This window comes from Desulfoluna sp. HI9BLuna (assembly GCF_056829775.1).
This window is the reverse complement of the sequence record NZ_CP186555.1, coordinates 3,366,331-3,381,861: the sequence shown is the minus strand read 5'-3', so window position 1 is coordinate 3,381,861 and position 15,531 is coordinate 3,366,331. Positions and strand designations below refer to the sequence as shown.

General features: G+C 60.0%; 13 protein-coding genes. 5 read left to right on the top strand and 8 right to left on the bottom strand.

The window, feature by feature from the left end:
• Positions 1 to 72: 72 nt before the first annotated feature.
• On the bottom strand, positions 73 to 1,314 hold the full coding sequence (locus ACOYW0_RS13710) for a NupC/NupG family nucleoside CNT transporter (protein ID WP_482414427.1): 1,242 nt from the start codon (positions 1,312 to 1,314) through the stop codon (positions 73 to 75).
• A gap of 246 nt (positions 1,315 to 1,560) precedes the next feature.
• Here ACOYW0_RS13710 and ACOYW0_RS13705 point away from each other — a divergent pair, with 246 nt between their 5' ends.
• Positions 1,561 to 2,079, top strand: coding sequence for a nitroreductase family protein (locus tag ACOYW0_RS13705; protein ID WP_482414426.1), 519 nt, complete (start codon positions 1,561 to 1,563; stop codon positions 2,077 to 2,079).
• 463 nt (positions 2,080 to 2,542) lie between these two features.
• Here the strand turns inward: ACOYW0_RS13705 and ACOYW0_RS13700 are convergent, their stop codons facing one another.
• The 6 genes from ACOYW0_RS13700 to ACOYW0_RS13675 all read right to left on the bottom strand — a co-directional run bounded on the left by ACOYW0_RS13700 (position 2,543) and on the right by ACOYW0_RS13675 (position 8,329).
• Complete coding sequence (locus tag ACOYW0_RS13700) at positions 2,543 to 3,286, bottom strand: IclR family transcriptional regulator (protein WP_482414425.1); 744 nt, start codon at positions 3,284 to 3,286, stop codon at positions 2,543 to 2,545.
• Positions 3,287 to 3,872: 586 nt separating this feature from the next.
• On the bottom strand, positions 3,873 to 4,598 hold the full coding sequence (locus tag ACOYW0_RS13695; RefSeq protein ID WP_218950952.1) for an aspartate/glutamate racemase family protein: 726 nt from the start codon (positions 4,596 to 4,598) through the stop codon (positions 3,873 to 3,875).
• A gap of 469 nt (positions 4,599 to 5,067) precedes the next feature.
• The gene (locus ACOYW0_RS13690; protein ID WP_482414424.1) at positions 5,068 to 6,453 is read right to left on the bottom strand and encodes an FAD-dependent oxidoreductase; all 1,386 of its coding nucleotides are present in this window, start codon (positions 6,451 to 6,453) and stop codon (positions 5,068 to 5,070) included.
• Entirely contained in the window at positions 6,450 to 6,743 is a 294-nt protein-coding gene (locus ACOYW0_RS13685) for a (2Fe-2S)-binding protein (RefSeq protein ID WP_482414423.1), read from the bottom strand. Before ACOYW0_RS13685 ends, ACOYW0_RS13690 begins: the two co-directional genes overlap by 4 nt.
• A 7-nt stretch (positions 6,744 to 6,750) precedes the next feature.
• Positions 6,751 to 7,911: an NAD(P)/FAD-dependent oxidoreductase gene (locus tag ACOYW0_RS13680; protein ID WP_482414422.1), complete on the bottom strand. Its 1,161-nt coding sequence runs from the start codon at positions 7,909 to 7,911 to the stop codon at positions 6,751 to 6,753.
• A gap of 37 nt (positions 7,912 to 7,948) precedes the next feature.
• Positions 7,949 to 8,329 carry a RidA family protein gene (locus tag ACOYW0_RS13675; protein WP_180137486.1) on the bottom strand — a complete coding sequence of 127 codons (381 nt, stop codon included), beginning with the start codon at positions 8,327 to 8,329 and terminating at the stop codon, positions 7,949 to 7,951.
• 425 nt (positions 8,330 to 8,754) lie between these two features.
• Here ACOYW0_RS13675 and ACOYW0_RS13670 point away from each other — a divergent pair, with 425 nt between their 5' ends.
• Complete coding sequence (locus ACOYW0_RS13670) at positions 8,755 to 10,197, top strand: sodium:solute symporter family protein (RefSeq protein WP_482414421.1); 1,443 nt, start codon at positions 8,755 to 8,757, stop codon at positions 10,195 to 10,197.
• A gap of 475 nt (positions 10,198 to 10,672) precedes the next feature.
• Here ACOYW0_RS13670 and ACOYW0_RS13665 read toward each other — a convergent pair whose 3' ends face one another.
• Positions 10,673 to 11,599 carry a cation diffusion facilitator family transporter gene (locus ACOYW0_RS13665; protein ID WP_482414420.1) on the bottom strand — a complete coding sequence of 309 codons (927 nt, stop codon included), beginning with the start codon at positions 11,597 to 11,599 and terminating at the stop codon, positions 10,673 to 10,675.
• Positions 11,600 to 11,887: 288 nt separating this feature from the next.
• On the opposite strand from ACOYW0_RS13665, the gene ACOYW0_RS13660 reads away from it, so the two are divergent.
• From ACOYW0_RS13660 to ACOYW0_RS13650, 3 genes are all read left to right on the top strand, one after another.
• Positions 11,888 to 13,111: an NADH:flavin oxidoreductase/NADH oxidase family protein gene (locus ACOYW0_RS13660; protein ID WP_482414419.1), complete on the top strand. Its 1,224-nt coding sequence runs from the start codon at positions 11,888 to 11,890 to the stop codon at positions 13,109 to 13,111.
• 158 nt (positions 13,112 to 13,269) lie between these two features.
• The gene (locus ACOYW0_RS13655) at positions 13,270 to 14,574 is read left to right on the top strand and encodes a DUF945 family protein (protein WP_482414418.1); all 1,305 of its coding nucleotides are present in this window, start codon (positions 13,270 to 13,272) and stop codon (positions 14,572 to 14,574) included.
• Positions 14,575 to 14,637: 63 nt separating this feature from the next.
• Entirely contained in the window at positions 14,638 to 15,438 is an 801-nt protein-coding gene (locus tag ACOYW0_RS13650) for an alpha/beta fold hydrolase (RefSeq protein ID WP_482414417.1), read from the top strand.
• The last annotated feature ends 93 nt before the right edge of the window (positions 15,439 to 15,531 follow it).

Genomic DNA, 15,531 nt, shown 5'->3' with positions numbered 1-15,531 from the left:
CCACAGTGCAACAACCGAAGCCGGGATCCCGACCAGCCGGGTGCGTTCACACGCCCTTCAGGAAGAATCCTTTCATGGCACCATGATCCCCACCATGGCTCCGGTCATCAAGGTGGTCAGGGTGCCGGAGACAATGGACTTCAGACCGAGGCCCACAATCTCCTCCCGGCGCTCCGGGACCATGGCATTGAGACCGCCCAACATGATGCCCAGGCTGCCGAAGTTGGCAAACCCGCAAAGGGCATACGTCATGATGAGCTGGCTCCGGGGGGAGAGGGTCCCCTCGGGAAGATTGGCCAGCCGGATGTAGGCCAGAAGCTCGTTGAGAACGGTCTTTACCCCCATGAGGCTCCCCGCTGCCGGGGCTTCGGACCAGGGAATACCCATAAGCCAGACCAGGGGTGCCATGAGCCACCCCAAAATCCGCTGCAGGGTCAGGGGCTCGCCCCCCAGCCCCGGCAGAAGCCCCATGCCCTGATTGATCAGGTGCACCAGGGCGATGAGAACCAGGAGCATGGCCGTGACATTGAGGAAAAGGGTCAGCCCGGCCTGGGTACCCTGATTGACGGCATCCATGCTGCTGGAGACGGTTTGCTCAGGGACAAGGGCACCCGACGTAACAGCCTCGGTTTCCGGCACCATGAGCCGTGCCACCATGAAGGCAGCAGGCACGCTGATAAGGGACGCAGTGAGGATATGCCCCAGGGCGCCGGGAAGAATGGTGCCCACAAACCCTGCGTAAAGGACAAGGACCGTGCCGGCCACGGTGGCCATGCCGCAGGTCATGACGGCAAAGAGCTCGCTTCGGGTGAGCTGGGCCAGATAGGGACGGATCAGCAGCGGGGCCTCCACCATGCCCACAAACACGTTGGCCGCAGCCCCAACCCCCAGGGCACCGCCCACGCCCATGCTGCGCGTCAGAAGCCAGGAGAACCCCTTCACAACCCTGGGCAGGATGCCCCAGTAGAAGAGCAGGGAGGAGAGGGCGCTCATCACAAGAAGAATGGGAAGGGCACGAAAAGCCAGGATAAAGTCCGCACCCGGCACGCCGGATTCAAAGGGAAGCGGCCCGCCCCCTAAGTACCCGAACACAAACCCCGTGCCCGCCTGGGTGGCCTCCTCCAGGGCCAGTACTACCCCGTTGAGGGCAATAAAAACATCCCGAAACACGGCCCACTTCAACAACAGAAAGGCCAGAGCCGCCTGAAGCCCCAGGCCCATGAGAATGTTGCGCCCCTGGGACACCCGGCGCTGTTCACTTATCCCCCAGGCCATGGCCGTCAACACCAGCACCCCAAACACACTTTGCAGCATATCCTCCCCCATCACATACATGTCGCCCACAATTAACCTGCCAACTCCCCGGTATCCCGAAAAGCTTCCCTCCATGTGACCAAGGCACAAAAAAGTGCCTGCTTGTCCCGCGTCGCCCCGCTTCCTATACTGTCCACAGGAAACAAGACCGAGAACAGGCCCTCGGCCAAACGCAAACCACACAAAATTAACATTGTACGCGCTACAGCCGTATGATTCCCACCTTTTTTTATCAGGAGACAGCACATGGATCCCTTCAACATCTTTTATCAACGCAAAAGCGTCAGGAAATTTACAGAAGAAACCGTATCAAGGGAGACGTTAACGCAACTCATCAAGGCCGGCATGGCCGCCCCCACCGCCGGCAACAAACAACCCTGGGCCTTTGTGGTGGTGGATGACCCCGAGGTGCTGGCCCGACTCGGTGCCGTGCTCCCCTACGCAGTGTTCGTTAAAGGGGCTCCCGCAGCCATTGTGGTCTGCGGCGATCTCTCCAAAGCGTTTGAGGGGGTGGAGGAACCCTTCTGGGTCCAGGACTGCTCCGCCGCCACCCAGAACATCCTGCTCGCCTGTGAAATGAAGGGGCTGGGGGCGGTCTGGACCGGCGTCTACCCCTTGCAGGAGCGCATGGACGCCGTAAGCGACATCCTGAACCTGCCCGACCACATCGTCCCCCTCAACGTCATCCCCTTAGGGACCCCGTCAGGCAACCCCAAACCCAAAGAGAAATGGGCCCCTGAAAACCTCCATTGGCAAACATGGTAAGGCACGGGACTGAGACAAGACAAAAAAGCATACAAAATTTGGGTAGCTATTTAGTTCCGAAAAACTGCATTCTATCGTTAAAGTACGAAAAAAAGCCTCCGGCGGCAAGGTGGGGGCACCTTGAAACCCTATGGCGAATGCATGGAGGCAGTCGTTTTACACACTCTTTCGGGGCATTCGCGTGGTGTGTGACATGTGGCAATCGTTTTTGCAGGAAAGGCCTATTTCGTTCTTCTGGAAACACGATGAAGGACATTTGGGGTTCGCTTGACTTTAACCGGGATAACTCTGGTGGGCAGGTGATGATCTCCTGAGCCCCAGAATACGAATTCTCTCACCCCTCGTTCATCGGGGTGAAATGATTCGCGACGGCTTCCGCAAAAACCAAACAAAACCTGTTTATCAAACTTTTCAAAAGTTTGGCCCCCGGCAGGGCCGCCGGAGGCAAACTGAGCAGTAACGTTTATTTTTTGGCTGGCTGGTTGAGGCGGGTTCGAAAGAAGGCGACCATGTCGTCGAGTTTGTTGTCCCACTCGGCGCCCTTTAAGGCATCCACGGTGACGGAGCCCACCACCTCGCCACCGGAGCACAGGGGAAAGGCAAGCCCCACGGCCCCGTCCACGGCCAAGTCGTAGGCGTAGCCGTAGCCGCGGTTGCGGGAGATCTCGAGGAAGAGTTTAAGGGTATCCCAGCTTCCCACCATCCGCTCTTTGAGTTCGGGCTCGTTGCGGGCCAGGATGGCGTCCCCTTCCTCAACGGGAAGAACAGACAAAATGCCTAAGGTACAGGAGCCGAGCCCCAGGGGGCGTCGTTCCCCCACCCGGCTGGAGAACACCTGGATATTGTGGGTCCCTTCCACGCGCTCCACGCAGGTGCAGTCGTCGTTGTCCCGGGAATAGAGGGATGTGGTGTACCCGAAGGTTTGGGCCGCTTCGTGGGCCAGGGGAGAGAACCGGGAAAGGATCCGCTGGTCGCGGTCGAAATTGGGTCGGATGATGCACTCGTCACCCACCCGGTACCCCTTGGTGGCGGGGTCGCAGGAGACGAACCGGCACTCCTTGAGGACCGAGAGAAGCCGGTGCACGGTGGGGGCTGGAATGCCCAGCCGTTCGCTGATCTCCCGGGGTGAAACGGTCTCCTCGCTCTCCTCCACGATAAGGGTGAGGATGTTGAGGATCCGGTATGCGCTTTGAGCTCCTTTAATCATAATGGGGTGAATCTACCAGCTCCCCTTTCAAGGGTCAACAGGGGTTCGTCAATGCGCCGGTAAGTGGCCTGATATGGTTAAAAGCCAGCCTCCGGCGGCGAGGTGAGCCACCTCGAAAGCTCATTGCCCTTGCGATTTGTGCGGACTGGCTCACAAGCTTCGACGTAACAGGATACGTTGTCGTCCCTTGCCCATTATCGATTTAGCTGCACGGCCTCCCACCTTGAAAGCAGGCGGCGAATGCGGTGCCCCTCGCTTGTCGCGCCGTAGCCCATTGACGTGGGTCGAATAGAGCCGCATAGGCACGGTGCAGGCGGATTCCTCGGGTCAAATCACATCCGCCGTTCAACCAAACGTGCCCTGATCAACGTTTAGAGCATCGGCATATTTACATCACCCCCGGAACCCTCTTGCCCCTGGAGCGCCGCACTCCTGTGCGGCACGGGTAACGACGGACTAAAATGCCGCACCGGAGTGCGGCGCTCCGTTTCGGTCGAGCTTTCTCGATTTTTTCAACGGTCACGGCAGGACCGCCGGAGGCATCTTTAAACGAGACGGCCCTTCCCATGGAAGTCACGTCAGGCCATTACAGCCCGTGGTACACCTTGCGTTTCACGGCGTAGCGAGCGTACTCAATGAGCCCGTCGATGTCGTACACCGGGCAGCCGATGCGCTCCTGGATGCTCCGGGCAAAGGCGGAAAGGTCGGTGCACTCCAGCACCAGGGCATCAAGGTTGTGCTCTGCCATCAGGGCCTCGGCTGCCCCGCAGATCTCCGCCTCCAGTCGGTCCATGTCAAAGTCGGTGCGCCTGGCCTCGATGATGGTCTCCCAGAACTCGGGGCACCCCTCCATGCCCTTGATGACCACGTCGTTGATGTCTCCCCCCACCTGGGCAAAATGCATGGGGGTCAGGGCATCCCTGCTGGCTGTAAGCACCCCGATGACGGCATCCGGCCCGTGGAGCGTCCGCACCATGGGAATCTGGATGAGGCTGGAGACAAGGACCGGAATTCTCACGGCCTCGGTGAGCTCCTTCTGAAACCGGGCAAGAAACCCGCAGCTGCCCGTGATGGCCATGGCCCCCTCCCGCTCCAGCGCCCTGGCCGCCTCAATAAAGGGCGCCACCAGCTCCGGGGTGGGGTTGAAAAGAAGCGTGGGCACATCGATCCCGCGCAACACCTTGTAGGTGACCGGAAAATCAAAGGTCACCGGATTCCTCAAATGCCCCGGGGGCTTGGGAAAATAAGACTCCAGACACAGCACACCAATGGGGGTGTCCGTATGAAGAAGACCGCCCTTTAAAATCATCATCCCTCCTTGCTATGTTCGAAAAGCATGCCTCCGGCGGCGAGGTGAGCCACCTCGAAAGCTCATTGCCCTTGCGGTTTGTCCCTCGTTCCTCGGGCCAAACCGCAAGGGCCTTCGGCTCGGGCTTCGCCCGATATACTAAGTTGACGGCTGACACGGGGTGTCGCACAGGCTTTGAAATACCTGGATACGTTACCGTGCCTTGAAGATTATCTGGTTTTGCCTGTGTGCCCAGATTCGGGAATGTTTTTTCGCCAAAGGATCCATATGAAGATGCCCTTAGATAAGCGAAACAACGACCGGATTGCGATCCCTGACTTGCACGTGCCCCCCCACATCAAAATCATCACGGGCAAAGCCCGTCAGCGAATGTGAAGGGCGAGGAACGAGCCCCGAGCATTCGCGCCCCTGGGGTCCAGGGGATGTATCCCCTGGCCGCCGGAGGCACGCTTTTGCTTTTTCGTTTTTCGTCTTAGTCCCCGCCACCGAGGCCACAGATCTCGCCGAAGAGGACCGGGCGCATGGGGGGGCGGATACGCAGGGAGCCCACGTCGGGGACCTCACGTTCCAGGGCGTTTGCCGCGATCTCGGCCAGGGCCGGGCCGCACATGCGTCCCTGGCAGGGGCCCATGCCGCAGCGTGTCCTGACCTTGATATCGTTGACTTCGTGGCACCCCTCTTTGACGGCCTCGCGGATGGCCGCGGCCGTGACCCCTTCGCAGCGACAGACCAGGACATCGTCGTCCACCTCGTAGAGGTCTTTGCGGGGGGCGAACCAACCGTCCACGAACTTTCGCGGGGCCAGGGCCTTGCTCAGCACCTTGCGCGGGCGGGTGCGCTTTCGTTTGGCGTCTTCATCGGTGAGCACCCGAAGGGAGCGGGCCACGTCGATGCCTGCCAGCTCGCCTTTGGCCGCGGCTGCGGCGGCGCCGTGGACAAAGACTCCGTCCCCGGCCACGTAGATGCCTTCCCGGCTGCTTTTCCCGTTTTCGTCGCACACCGGATACCAGTAGCGCTGCACCGGATTCCAGGCGTGGTCGAGGCCCAGGGCCCGGCTCATGTGGGTGCGGGGCAGAATCCCTTCATGGACCAGGAGGGTGGCGGCGCTCACGCTGCGGGGAGTGCCGTCCACGGCAAAGCTCACCCGCTCCAGGCGATCTTTGCCGAAGGCGGTGATATCAGAACCGTTGCGATAGATGGGCACGCGGCTTCGGGTCATCTTGGCCACCATCTTGAGCCCTTTGAAGAGAAAGGGGATGTCCCGGAGGGCCATGGGCATATGGGGAGCGGCTTTCATGATGTTGGCCTTGGGGGTGGTGTCTACCACGGCGGCGATATCGGCTCCCAGCTCCAGGAGGTGGTTGGTGATCAGGGGAATCAGGGGCCCGTTCCCTGCCACCACGATGGGGCCTTTGGGCACCACCGAGGCGCTTTTGTAGAGGATATCGGCGGCACCGGCGGCCATGACCCCGGGCAGGGTCCATCCGCTGAAGGGCACGGGGCGCTCCATGGCCCCGGTGGCCACAACAATATTTTGGGTCTTGTACTCCCGGGTCTGGGCGTCCCGGGTGGCCAGGACGCGTCCGGGTTCTGCAAACCAGACGGTGCTGCGGGGTTCGTAGGCCGCCCCGCTCTTTTGAAAGCGCCTTAGAATCCGAAGCCCTTCGGCCCGGTCCTCCTTCTGGAGAAAGCGCCCCTTGGCGCCGGGGGCGTCCACGGAGCGATAGATCTGGCCGCCTGCAAAGGCCTGCTCGTCCAGGAGCACCACCTCCAGGCCGCACTCTGCGGCTGCTGCGGCGGCGGAGAGTCCCGCGGGTCCGGCCCCGATGACAACGAGGTCCCACTGCTGCTGGATCATTTCCCCTCCCGCTCCGCCGGTTCACGCCGGACGGTCATTCCCTCTTGGACGATGGTAACGCAGGACTGCTGGTTGGGCCTGCCGTCGATCTCCATCATGCACTCAAAGCAGACACCCATCATGCAGTAGGGGGCCCTGGGCTCGTTGGTTACGCTGTTCTTGCAGGTGTGCCTGTCGTGGGAGTGTCCCAGGACAGCGGCGGCAACGGAGATGCCTTCCGGAACCGTCATGGATTCACCGTCCACGGTGATGGTGACGGTCTGCTCCGCCTTGGCTGGTTTCTTGCTCATGGTTTCCTCACTTGGCCCCGGTCTTGTTGAACCGTGAAAGGCTGAAAATCTTGCCGTCCTCGGGCAGCCCGTTGCCGAGCACGTAGTCGGGGAGGGTTGCCACGTGGATCCCGGAGAGGGTCACGGCGCTGTGACAGTTGAAAACAAAGACGTTGTCGTGACCGGGCACGGTGTCGTAGATGGGGAGCCCGTCCACGGGCATCACCCGCAGGCAGCTCCAGCACCGGATCACGCGGAGCTTTGCCAGGTCGGGCCAGACAGAGACGGCCCACCGCCCTTCCGAAGCCACGGCCTCGGGGGTAAAGCCCGTGTCCGTGCCCACGTACTCATGCTTGTAGCCCACCATGATGGTCCCGCCGGGGGTCTGGGTGAGTCCCAGGATGGGAATGGGCAGCACGTTGTCCGTCACCCGCTCGGTGAGGAGATCCTGGGCGCGGTCCGGGGTCACGGGCACTTTGAGGTCGAACCAGGCCCCCAGCTGCCGGTTGCTCAGCCCCCCGGCCAGAACCAGCTTGTCGCAGGCGATCTCTCCCCGGCTGGTGGTGACAAGGTAGCCGGAGCCCTCGCGCCGGATGGTATGGGCGCGGCATTCGGGCAGGAAGGTCCCCCCCAAATTCACCATGGCCTTGCGCATGGCAAACATCATCTTCAGGGGCTCTAAAAAGCCGTCCTCTTCGCACCAGGCCGCCCCGCATACCTTGTCGCCAAAAGAAATTTTCGGGAGCAGTTTTTCCAGCTCTGACCGGCTGATCATGGTGCCGCTGTAGCCAAAGTCCCCCGCCTCTTTGCGAAGCCCTTCGATGTACTCGGCCCTCCGGCCGTACTCTTCTTCTCCCACGCAGGGGATGAGGCCGCCGGTGGGGTTGTAGGGGATGTGGATGCCCGAGGTCTCTTCGAGCTCGGCGACGAGCCCGGGGAAATGGCGGGAGGAGTTAAAGCCCCAGCGCATGTACTCGGGGATCCCCAGGGCCTTGGACTGCACCCAGATAAGGCCCATGTTGCTGCGGGAGGCGCGGTCCACCACCGGGGTGTCGTCGATGACGCACACGCGGACGCCTTTTTTCGCCAGGCCGAACCCCACGCCGGCGCCGGTGACCCCGCCGCCGATGACGAGCACATCCACCTGCCTGCGATCCGCCGATTTTTTCGATCTGTTTCCTAATATCATCGTCTCTTGGATCCTGTGATTTTCATGATGCCCCTGGTTAGGACGCCTTAAAGGCGATGCAGTCCACTTCCACCTTGCAGTCGCACATCATGGAGGACTGGATGGTGACCCGCGCCGGTGCGTGGGCAGGGGAGAATCGGGCGGCGAACACCTTGTTGAACTCGGGGAAATCCCTGGGATCGTCGATCCACACCCCTACCCGGACCACGTTGTCCAGGGTGTATCCGGCGGTTTCAAGGACCTTCACCATGTTGTCAAAGGCGAGTTCCGCCTCTGCTTTCATGCTGCCGGCCAGCAGCTCACCCTTTTCGTTTCGCGGAACCTGACCGCTGACATAGAGCCAGCCGTCGGCCTCCACTGCCTTGGAGATGGGAAGCCCCCCGCCCGTGGGGGTGCCGTGGCGTTTGATGTCTGACATGCAACCTCCGATAAATCATATTATGAGAAAAGTTCATATTATGACCAAGTGTATACGCCACCGTTTTTCAAAGTTCAAGAAAAATCAATGCATTTGAAAAACGATCTCGCCAGCCACATTTTTATCATATAATGATAACAAGATCACATAATGAATATTTCCCATTGACAGAAATCAGATATATCAGATATTGTTCTGGAAATCGAAGCGACAAATGGCGTACACTTTTGAACATTGATGATGGCCCGACCCGCGGTTCAACCCAGGCAACGGCGCCTGCCGTACAGACCGAACCATCATCATCTTCTCCGGCCCCCACCAGGGAAACCGAGGTGTCTGTCGCTTTGATGAGAGTTCACCCGCACGGCCTTATTTAAGGCCGCGCCCGTCTCTTTCATCGAATCTACGTAGGAGGTAGAGGAAGTATGGCAGTATCCACGTTGGACATGATACTGATCTTCGGGTATTTCGCACTGGTACTCGGCATCGGCGTCTTTTCCATGAAAAACATCAAAGATTTTGACGACTACTCCGTAGCCGGCCGTTCCATCCCCATGGCCATCCTCTTTGCAACCGTTGCTGCCACCCTCTGCGGCGGCGGTTCCACCATCGGGCGTATCGCCTTTGTGCACAAGCAGGGCATCATCGTCCTCATGGGCATCTCGGGCATGGCCCTGGGCCAGGTTTTAAGCGGGCTCTACATCGCCCCGAAGGTGCGTGAGGCCGGCGCCAACGTCTACACGGTGGGCGACCTGTTCGGCAGGAGCTTCGGCCGAAGCGGCCGCCTGGCATCAAGCATCGTGGCCTTCGCCTTTGTCATCGCCCTGTTCGGGGTGCAGATCCTGGCCATGGGCCGGATCCTCCAGACCGTCACCGGTATTCCCCTGATCCCGGCGGCCGTCATCTCCTCAGTGATCACCATCGCCTACACCTGGGCAGGCGGCATGCTGGCCGTTATCCTCACCGACGCCATCCAGTTTGTGGTCCTGGCCCTGGGCATCACCCTCTGCGCCTTCCTCTCCCTGAACCAGGTGGGGGGCATCAACGAAGCGGTGCAGACCGTCATCGCCATGGGTCCTGAGTTTGCCGACAAGGTGGACTTCTTCCGCTCGGACTGGAGCACCACCAAGATCTTCGCCTTTTTCCTCACCTTCATGTTCGGTGAGATGGCCGCGCCCTACTTCATCCAGCGCTACGCCACCGGCGCCTCCCCCAAGGACAGCAAGTGGGGGGTCACCATCTTCGGTGGCTATTACATGTTCTTCCTCGTCACCACCCTGGTCATCGGCGTGTGTTCCCTGGTGATCCAGCCCGATGTAAGGCCCGACCTGGCTCTCACTACCCTGATCCGGGAGACTCTTCCCCCGGGCATCTCAGGCCTTGTCTTCGGCGCCCTGCTGGCGGCGGTCATGTCCACAGGTGACTCCTTTATCAACACCGCGGCGGTTATCTTCACCCGGGACATCTACAACGAGTTCATCAACCCCAAGGCCAGCCAGCAGGAACTCCTCTCTTGGACCAAGAAGATCACCATCGTCATCGGTGTCGGCGGCGTGGGCATTGCCCTGGCCTTCCCCAAGATCTTCGAGCTGATGATCTACGTCTACAACCTCTGGGCTCCCGCCGTGATCCCGACCCTGCTCGTGGCCCTCTTCTGGAAGAGAGGCATCTCCCCTTACGTCGGCGCCCCGGCTGTGGTGGTGGGCCTTTTAACGGCCTTTGTCTGGGGCCCCAAGGTCCTGGGCGATCCCCTGGGCCTGCCCTCCAACATCGTGGGCATGGCCGCCAACATCCTCACCATGGTCGTGGTGCACCAGATGACAAAGAACACGACACCGTCCCGAAACTTTCAACCGGAGTCCATCTAAAGGAGGGTGACCCATGCTTGAAGCCATTATCTACACATCCCTTGCCATCAACGTCCTTGCAGCGGGCTATGTGACCCTCGGCATCGTGAAATACATTCTCAGCATCAACAAATCCTGACCCCAGCCCCGAAGGCGCCCACCCCCTGAACGGGGCGCCTTCGGACTTCCTCCCCTGAGATGTGCAAAACGGGCGACCCATCACTACCGATGGTGTCGCCCGTTTTGCTTTGCAGCGAGTACCTGTAAAAAAGCCTCCGGCGGCCCTGCCGGGGGCCAAACTTTTAAAAAGTTTGATAAACAGGTTTTAAAAATCAATCCAGTTCAATTTGAATCAAAGACGAATGTGTTTTTCCCTGAGGAACGAAGGGGAAAACGCATTCGTAACCTGCTTTCGAGGTGGCACACCTCGCCGCCGGAGGCAGGCTTTTCCATGCACTATAACTATAGAAGTCAAGACGCCGGGGTGCAGATGTATTTAATGGTCATGGGGATCGCGCCTGCAGGACGCATCGGCGATGAGGGATTTGTCGTCGCAGACCTCCAGCTCGGGCTGCAACAGGACATGGGTAATGTGGAACCGATGGCGCAGGCGCTCTTCCATGGCAACAAGGATGGTGTTCACCCGGCTCAAGGGAAGGTCTTCATGGAAGTCCACATGGGCCTCCAGGTGGATGTCGGTGTCGGTGAGCTGCCAGACATGGAGATGATGGATGTTGCGCACCGCCTCCTCTTCGAGCATGGCCGCTTCCACCGTTGAAACGTCCACGGAAGGCGGGGAGAACTGCATGAGCACGGCCAGGCTCTGCATCACCAGGCCCCAGGAGGCGTAGATCAGGTACAGGGCGATGCCCACGGAGAGCAGGCTGTCCAGGCGGTGCACCCCGAACACGGCCACGGCCAGGCCCCCTGCCAGGACAGCTACGGAGGTGATCATGTCCGTAAAAAGGTGCAGGGAGGCGGAGCGGATATTGAGGCTGCCCTCGGCTTCTTCCTTTAACAAAAGGACACAGAGCCCGTTGAGGGCAATGCTCAGGATCGCCAGGAGGATCACCGGCCCAGCGGACACGGCCACCGGATGAATCAGGCGAACCACGGCCTCCTTGATAAGGAGCAGGGCAATGGCCATGAGGGTGACGCTGTTGATCATGGCGGCCACCACCCCGGCGCGCCGGTACCCAAAGGTTTTCTCCGGGGTAGAGGTTCGGGTGATGAGTTTTTCGGCGATGGCACTGATGATGAGAGCCACCACGTCGCTGGCGTTGTGAAGGGCGTCGGAGAGAAGGGCCAGGCTGCCCGAGAGAAGCCCCCCCGCCACCTGGGCAACGGTGATGAGGACGTTGATGGCGATGGTGGCCCCCAGGCGGCTTCCGCTGGGGGCATGGTGATGGTGAGCGTGGCTCATGGAGACCTCCCGAAAAAGAAGAGTTGGGAGGGTCACCGACAGCCGTCGGCGGCAGTGCGCAGGAGCCCCGGCATGGGTGACCGCTGGACCAACCGCCTGATTGTGAAGAAAAAATTCTCGCTTATTGTACCGTGCATTCAAAAAAAGCGAAAGCGCCGATATTCGCGGGTTCCTGAAGCCACACCAAGGGGAACCCCACCACCTCTCCCACTTGCATTCCACGATTTCGGGCTTACGTTTCGTCAGAACGCTATCCCCACCCATCCATTTTGAATCAAGGGAGACCCCATGAAGACGGAACCCAACCCCCTGGCCGCCCCCCTCACCCTCCCGTGCGGAGCTGTTCTGAAAAACCGCATCGTCAAATCCGCCATGAGCGAAATCATGGGAGACCGTGGCCACGGCCCCACACCGGAGCTTCATCGCCTCTACAGCCGATGGGCCCGGGGAGGCACCGGTCTTCTGGTCACCGGAAACGTCATGGTGGACAGGCGAGCCCTGGGGGAGCCCAACAATGTGGTAATTGAAGACGACCGCCACCTGGAAGCCCTGTCCCGATGGGCCGAGTGCGGCAAGGCAAACGGAGCCCACATCTGGGTGCAACTTAACCACCCGGGTCGCCAGTCCCCGGCCTTTCTCTCCCCGGAACCTGTGGCGCCTTCGGCCATCCCCTACGCATCGGACCTCAAACGGGCCTTCAACACCCCGCGGGCCCTCACCGACGCCGAGATCCTGGAGATCATTCACCGATTTGCCAAAGCCGCTGAGACCGTCAAGCGCGCCGGTTTTACCGGGGTCCAGATCCACGGAGCCCACGGCTATCTGGTCAGCCAGTTCCTCTCGCCCCTGTACAACCACCGAACCGACCGCTGGGGCGGAGACATCACCGGGCGCATGCGCTTTGTCCTGGAGACTTACCGGGCCATCCGGCGGGAGGTAGGCCCTGAGTTTCCCGTGGGCATCAAGATCAATTCATCGGATTTCAAGCAAAACGGATTCACCGAGGAGGAGGCCCTTGTGGTGATCCGCGCCCTGGACGCGGAGGGCATCGACCTGGTGGAGGTCTCCGGGGGAAACTACGAGGCACCGGCCATGATGGGCGGGAGAAAAAAAGAGGGAAGCCCCTACTTCCTTGAGTTTGCCGATCAGGCGGCCCGGACCGTCACAGCGCCCCTGGTCCTCACCGGCGGCTTTCGATCCGACGAGATGATGAGGACGGCCCTTTGCGAAACAGCCGTTGCCATGGTGGGCCTTGCCCGTCCCCTGGTGGTGGACCCCGAGCTACCGGGCAAGGTGCTTAACGGGAGCACGGTCACCAGCACGGTCCGGCGCCTGACCACCGGCGTCAAACTTTTGGACCGCATCACCATGCTGGAGATCACCTGGTACGAGAACCAGCTGCGCTACCTGGGCATGGGCCAGGAGCCAAGGCCCCATGAAAACGTCTACAAGACGGTCTGGAAGATCCTCTCGGGCATGGGCACCATGGCCTTCAAGAGGCGTCGGACCTGATCGCACCGGGCACCGCCATTGTAGCGCATATTCAACCACTTTTACGCTTCCGTCGCCCTTTTTTATTTTACTCCCAATCAATTGCTGATATGTTGACCATCATTGTTTTTGCAGTTATTTCAATCCCGAAACCCTGACACATATCTCACGGAGATTTTATGAAAAAAGTACTCGGCGGCATTATCCTTCTTGTTCTCGTTCTTCTGATGGGCGCCCCATGGTACATCGGCAAACAGGTCGAAACCTTCTACACCCAGCTTACCGATGAATCCCTGATGAATAACCCATCCATGGACATCAAGGACCTGGACTACCAGAGGGGCTGGTTCTCTTCTGTCATCACCGGGGACATCATCCTCAAGGCCATGGGGGAAGACCTGGCCCTTCCCGCAGTGATCCGCTTCAAGAGCGAGGTCACCCACGGGCCCGTATTCTGGTCAGCTCTTTCTTCCGGCTCTCCCATTGGCCTGGCCCTGGACCGCTCCTCTGCCTGGATTGAGCCCGTGGAAGAATCCGATCCAGAGCTGGCCGCCATCATTAAGGAGTTCCCCTCCTTTGAGATGGAAAGCCACATCGGATTCGACAAGACCATCTCCAGCGTCTACAGCATCGCAGCTTATGCCAAGACCTTTAAGGACTCCAGCAAGCCCGTGGTCATCGATTTTGCCGGACTCAACGGAAACGGCACGTACAACTGGGCCTCCGAGGACTTCGACTTTGAGGCGGAGATGCCCTCCTTTTCCATCACGGAAAATGAGGCCGACGTCTTCATCGTGGACAAGATTCTCCTGTCCGCTGCCAAGGCGGGCGGCGACACCAGCGCACGATACGACATCGAACGCATCGCCTTTAACAACAAAATATCCCACACCCGTTTCAACCTGGACAAGGCCTATGTGGCGGCCATGAGCAAGGAGGCCGAAGAGGTCTACAACTCCACCTTTGAAACCGGCTTCGACAACCTGACCAACAACGACCTGAGCTTTGCCCCGGCCAAGCTCGAAATCATGCTGGACAACCTGGACAAAGCATCCATGGACACCCTCCGGGAGACCATAAACGATGTCGCGGCCTCCGGCAGCATGAACTCCGATATGTACGGCATGATGATCATGGGCAAGCTGATGGAACTGCTTCCCGAGATCCTCAAACGTGATCCCAAACTCACCCTGGCCACCCTGAGCCTGGGCACCGGAAAAGACGAAACCCTCACCGCCACCGGCTATGCAGAGATCATCGGAGAGCAGGCCGCCAACCTCCCCTCCATGACCATGCTCATCCAGGCCGTGGACGCCGAGTTCGAGGCCTCCCTTCCCAAGGCGTTCCTCAACACCTTTATGGATCTGGGCCAGCTCATGCAGCTCATGGACCAGGGGCTCCTCGTCTCCGACGAAAACTACTACCGCACCAAGGCCACCATCAAAGAGGGACACGTCACCATCAACGGAAACACCATTATGTAGCGTCCCCATAAAAAAAGCCCCCGGCTTCTCGCCGGGGGCTGTTCCCGCAAGGGAGATCCCGCCATGCCACAGACCATCGTCAACGGCATTTCCATGCACTACCAATCCCACGGGGAAGGCCCTCCCCTTCTCCTGATCCACGGACTGGGCTCCAGCCTCAGGGACTGGGAGTATCAGGTGGACCACTTTGCCCCCCGGTTCCGGGTCCTCACCGTGGACCTGCGGGGCCACGGCAGAAGCGACAAACCCAAAGGGCCCTACGCCATGCCCCTGTTTGCAAAGGACGTGGCGGCCTTCCTCAAAAAAATCGCCGGGGAACCGGCCCATGTGGTGGGGCTCTCCATGGGAGGGGCCGTGGCCTTTCACCTCGCCCTGGACCACGCCCACCTCGTCAAATCCATTGTCATCGCCAACATGAGCGGCATGGTGCCGGTGGACACCTTCACCCGAAAGCACCTCTACTACAGCCGCCTGATCCTCTCAGCCCTCATGGGCCCGGGGGCCGTGGGCAAATTCATCGCAAAGCACGTCTTCCCCGCCCCGGAGATGGCACCCCTTCGGCACACCATGGAGGCCAGATGGGCGGAGAACCCCCGAAGGCCTTACCTCGCAAGCCTCAGGGCCCTAAAAAACTGGAGCGTCATGGACCGGCTCCACCGCATCGCCTGCCCTTCCCTTCTCATCCACTCCGAGCACGACTACGCCCCCCTGGACCACAAAAAAGAGGTGGCCGCGCGCATGCAAAACGCCACCCTCATGACCCTGCCCGGCACCCACCACGTGGTGAACGTGGAGGAGCCGGCCTCATTCAACGCCCTGGTCATGAATTTCCTCAAAAACCTGGAAGAGCGCCCCGCTGAGTAAAGGGCGGGTTTACCAAACAGGTTTTAAAAACAGACTCAGTTCAATCTGAATCAATAGCGAATGTGATTTTCCCTGAGGAACGAAGGGGAAATC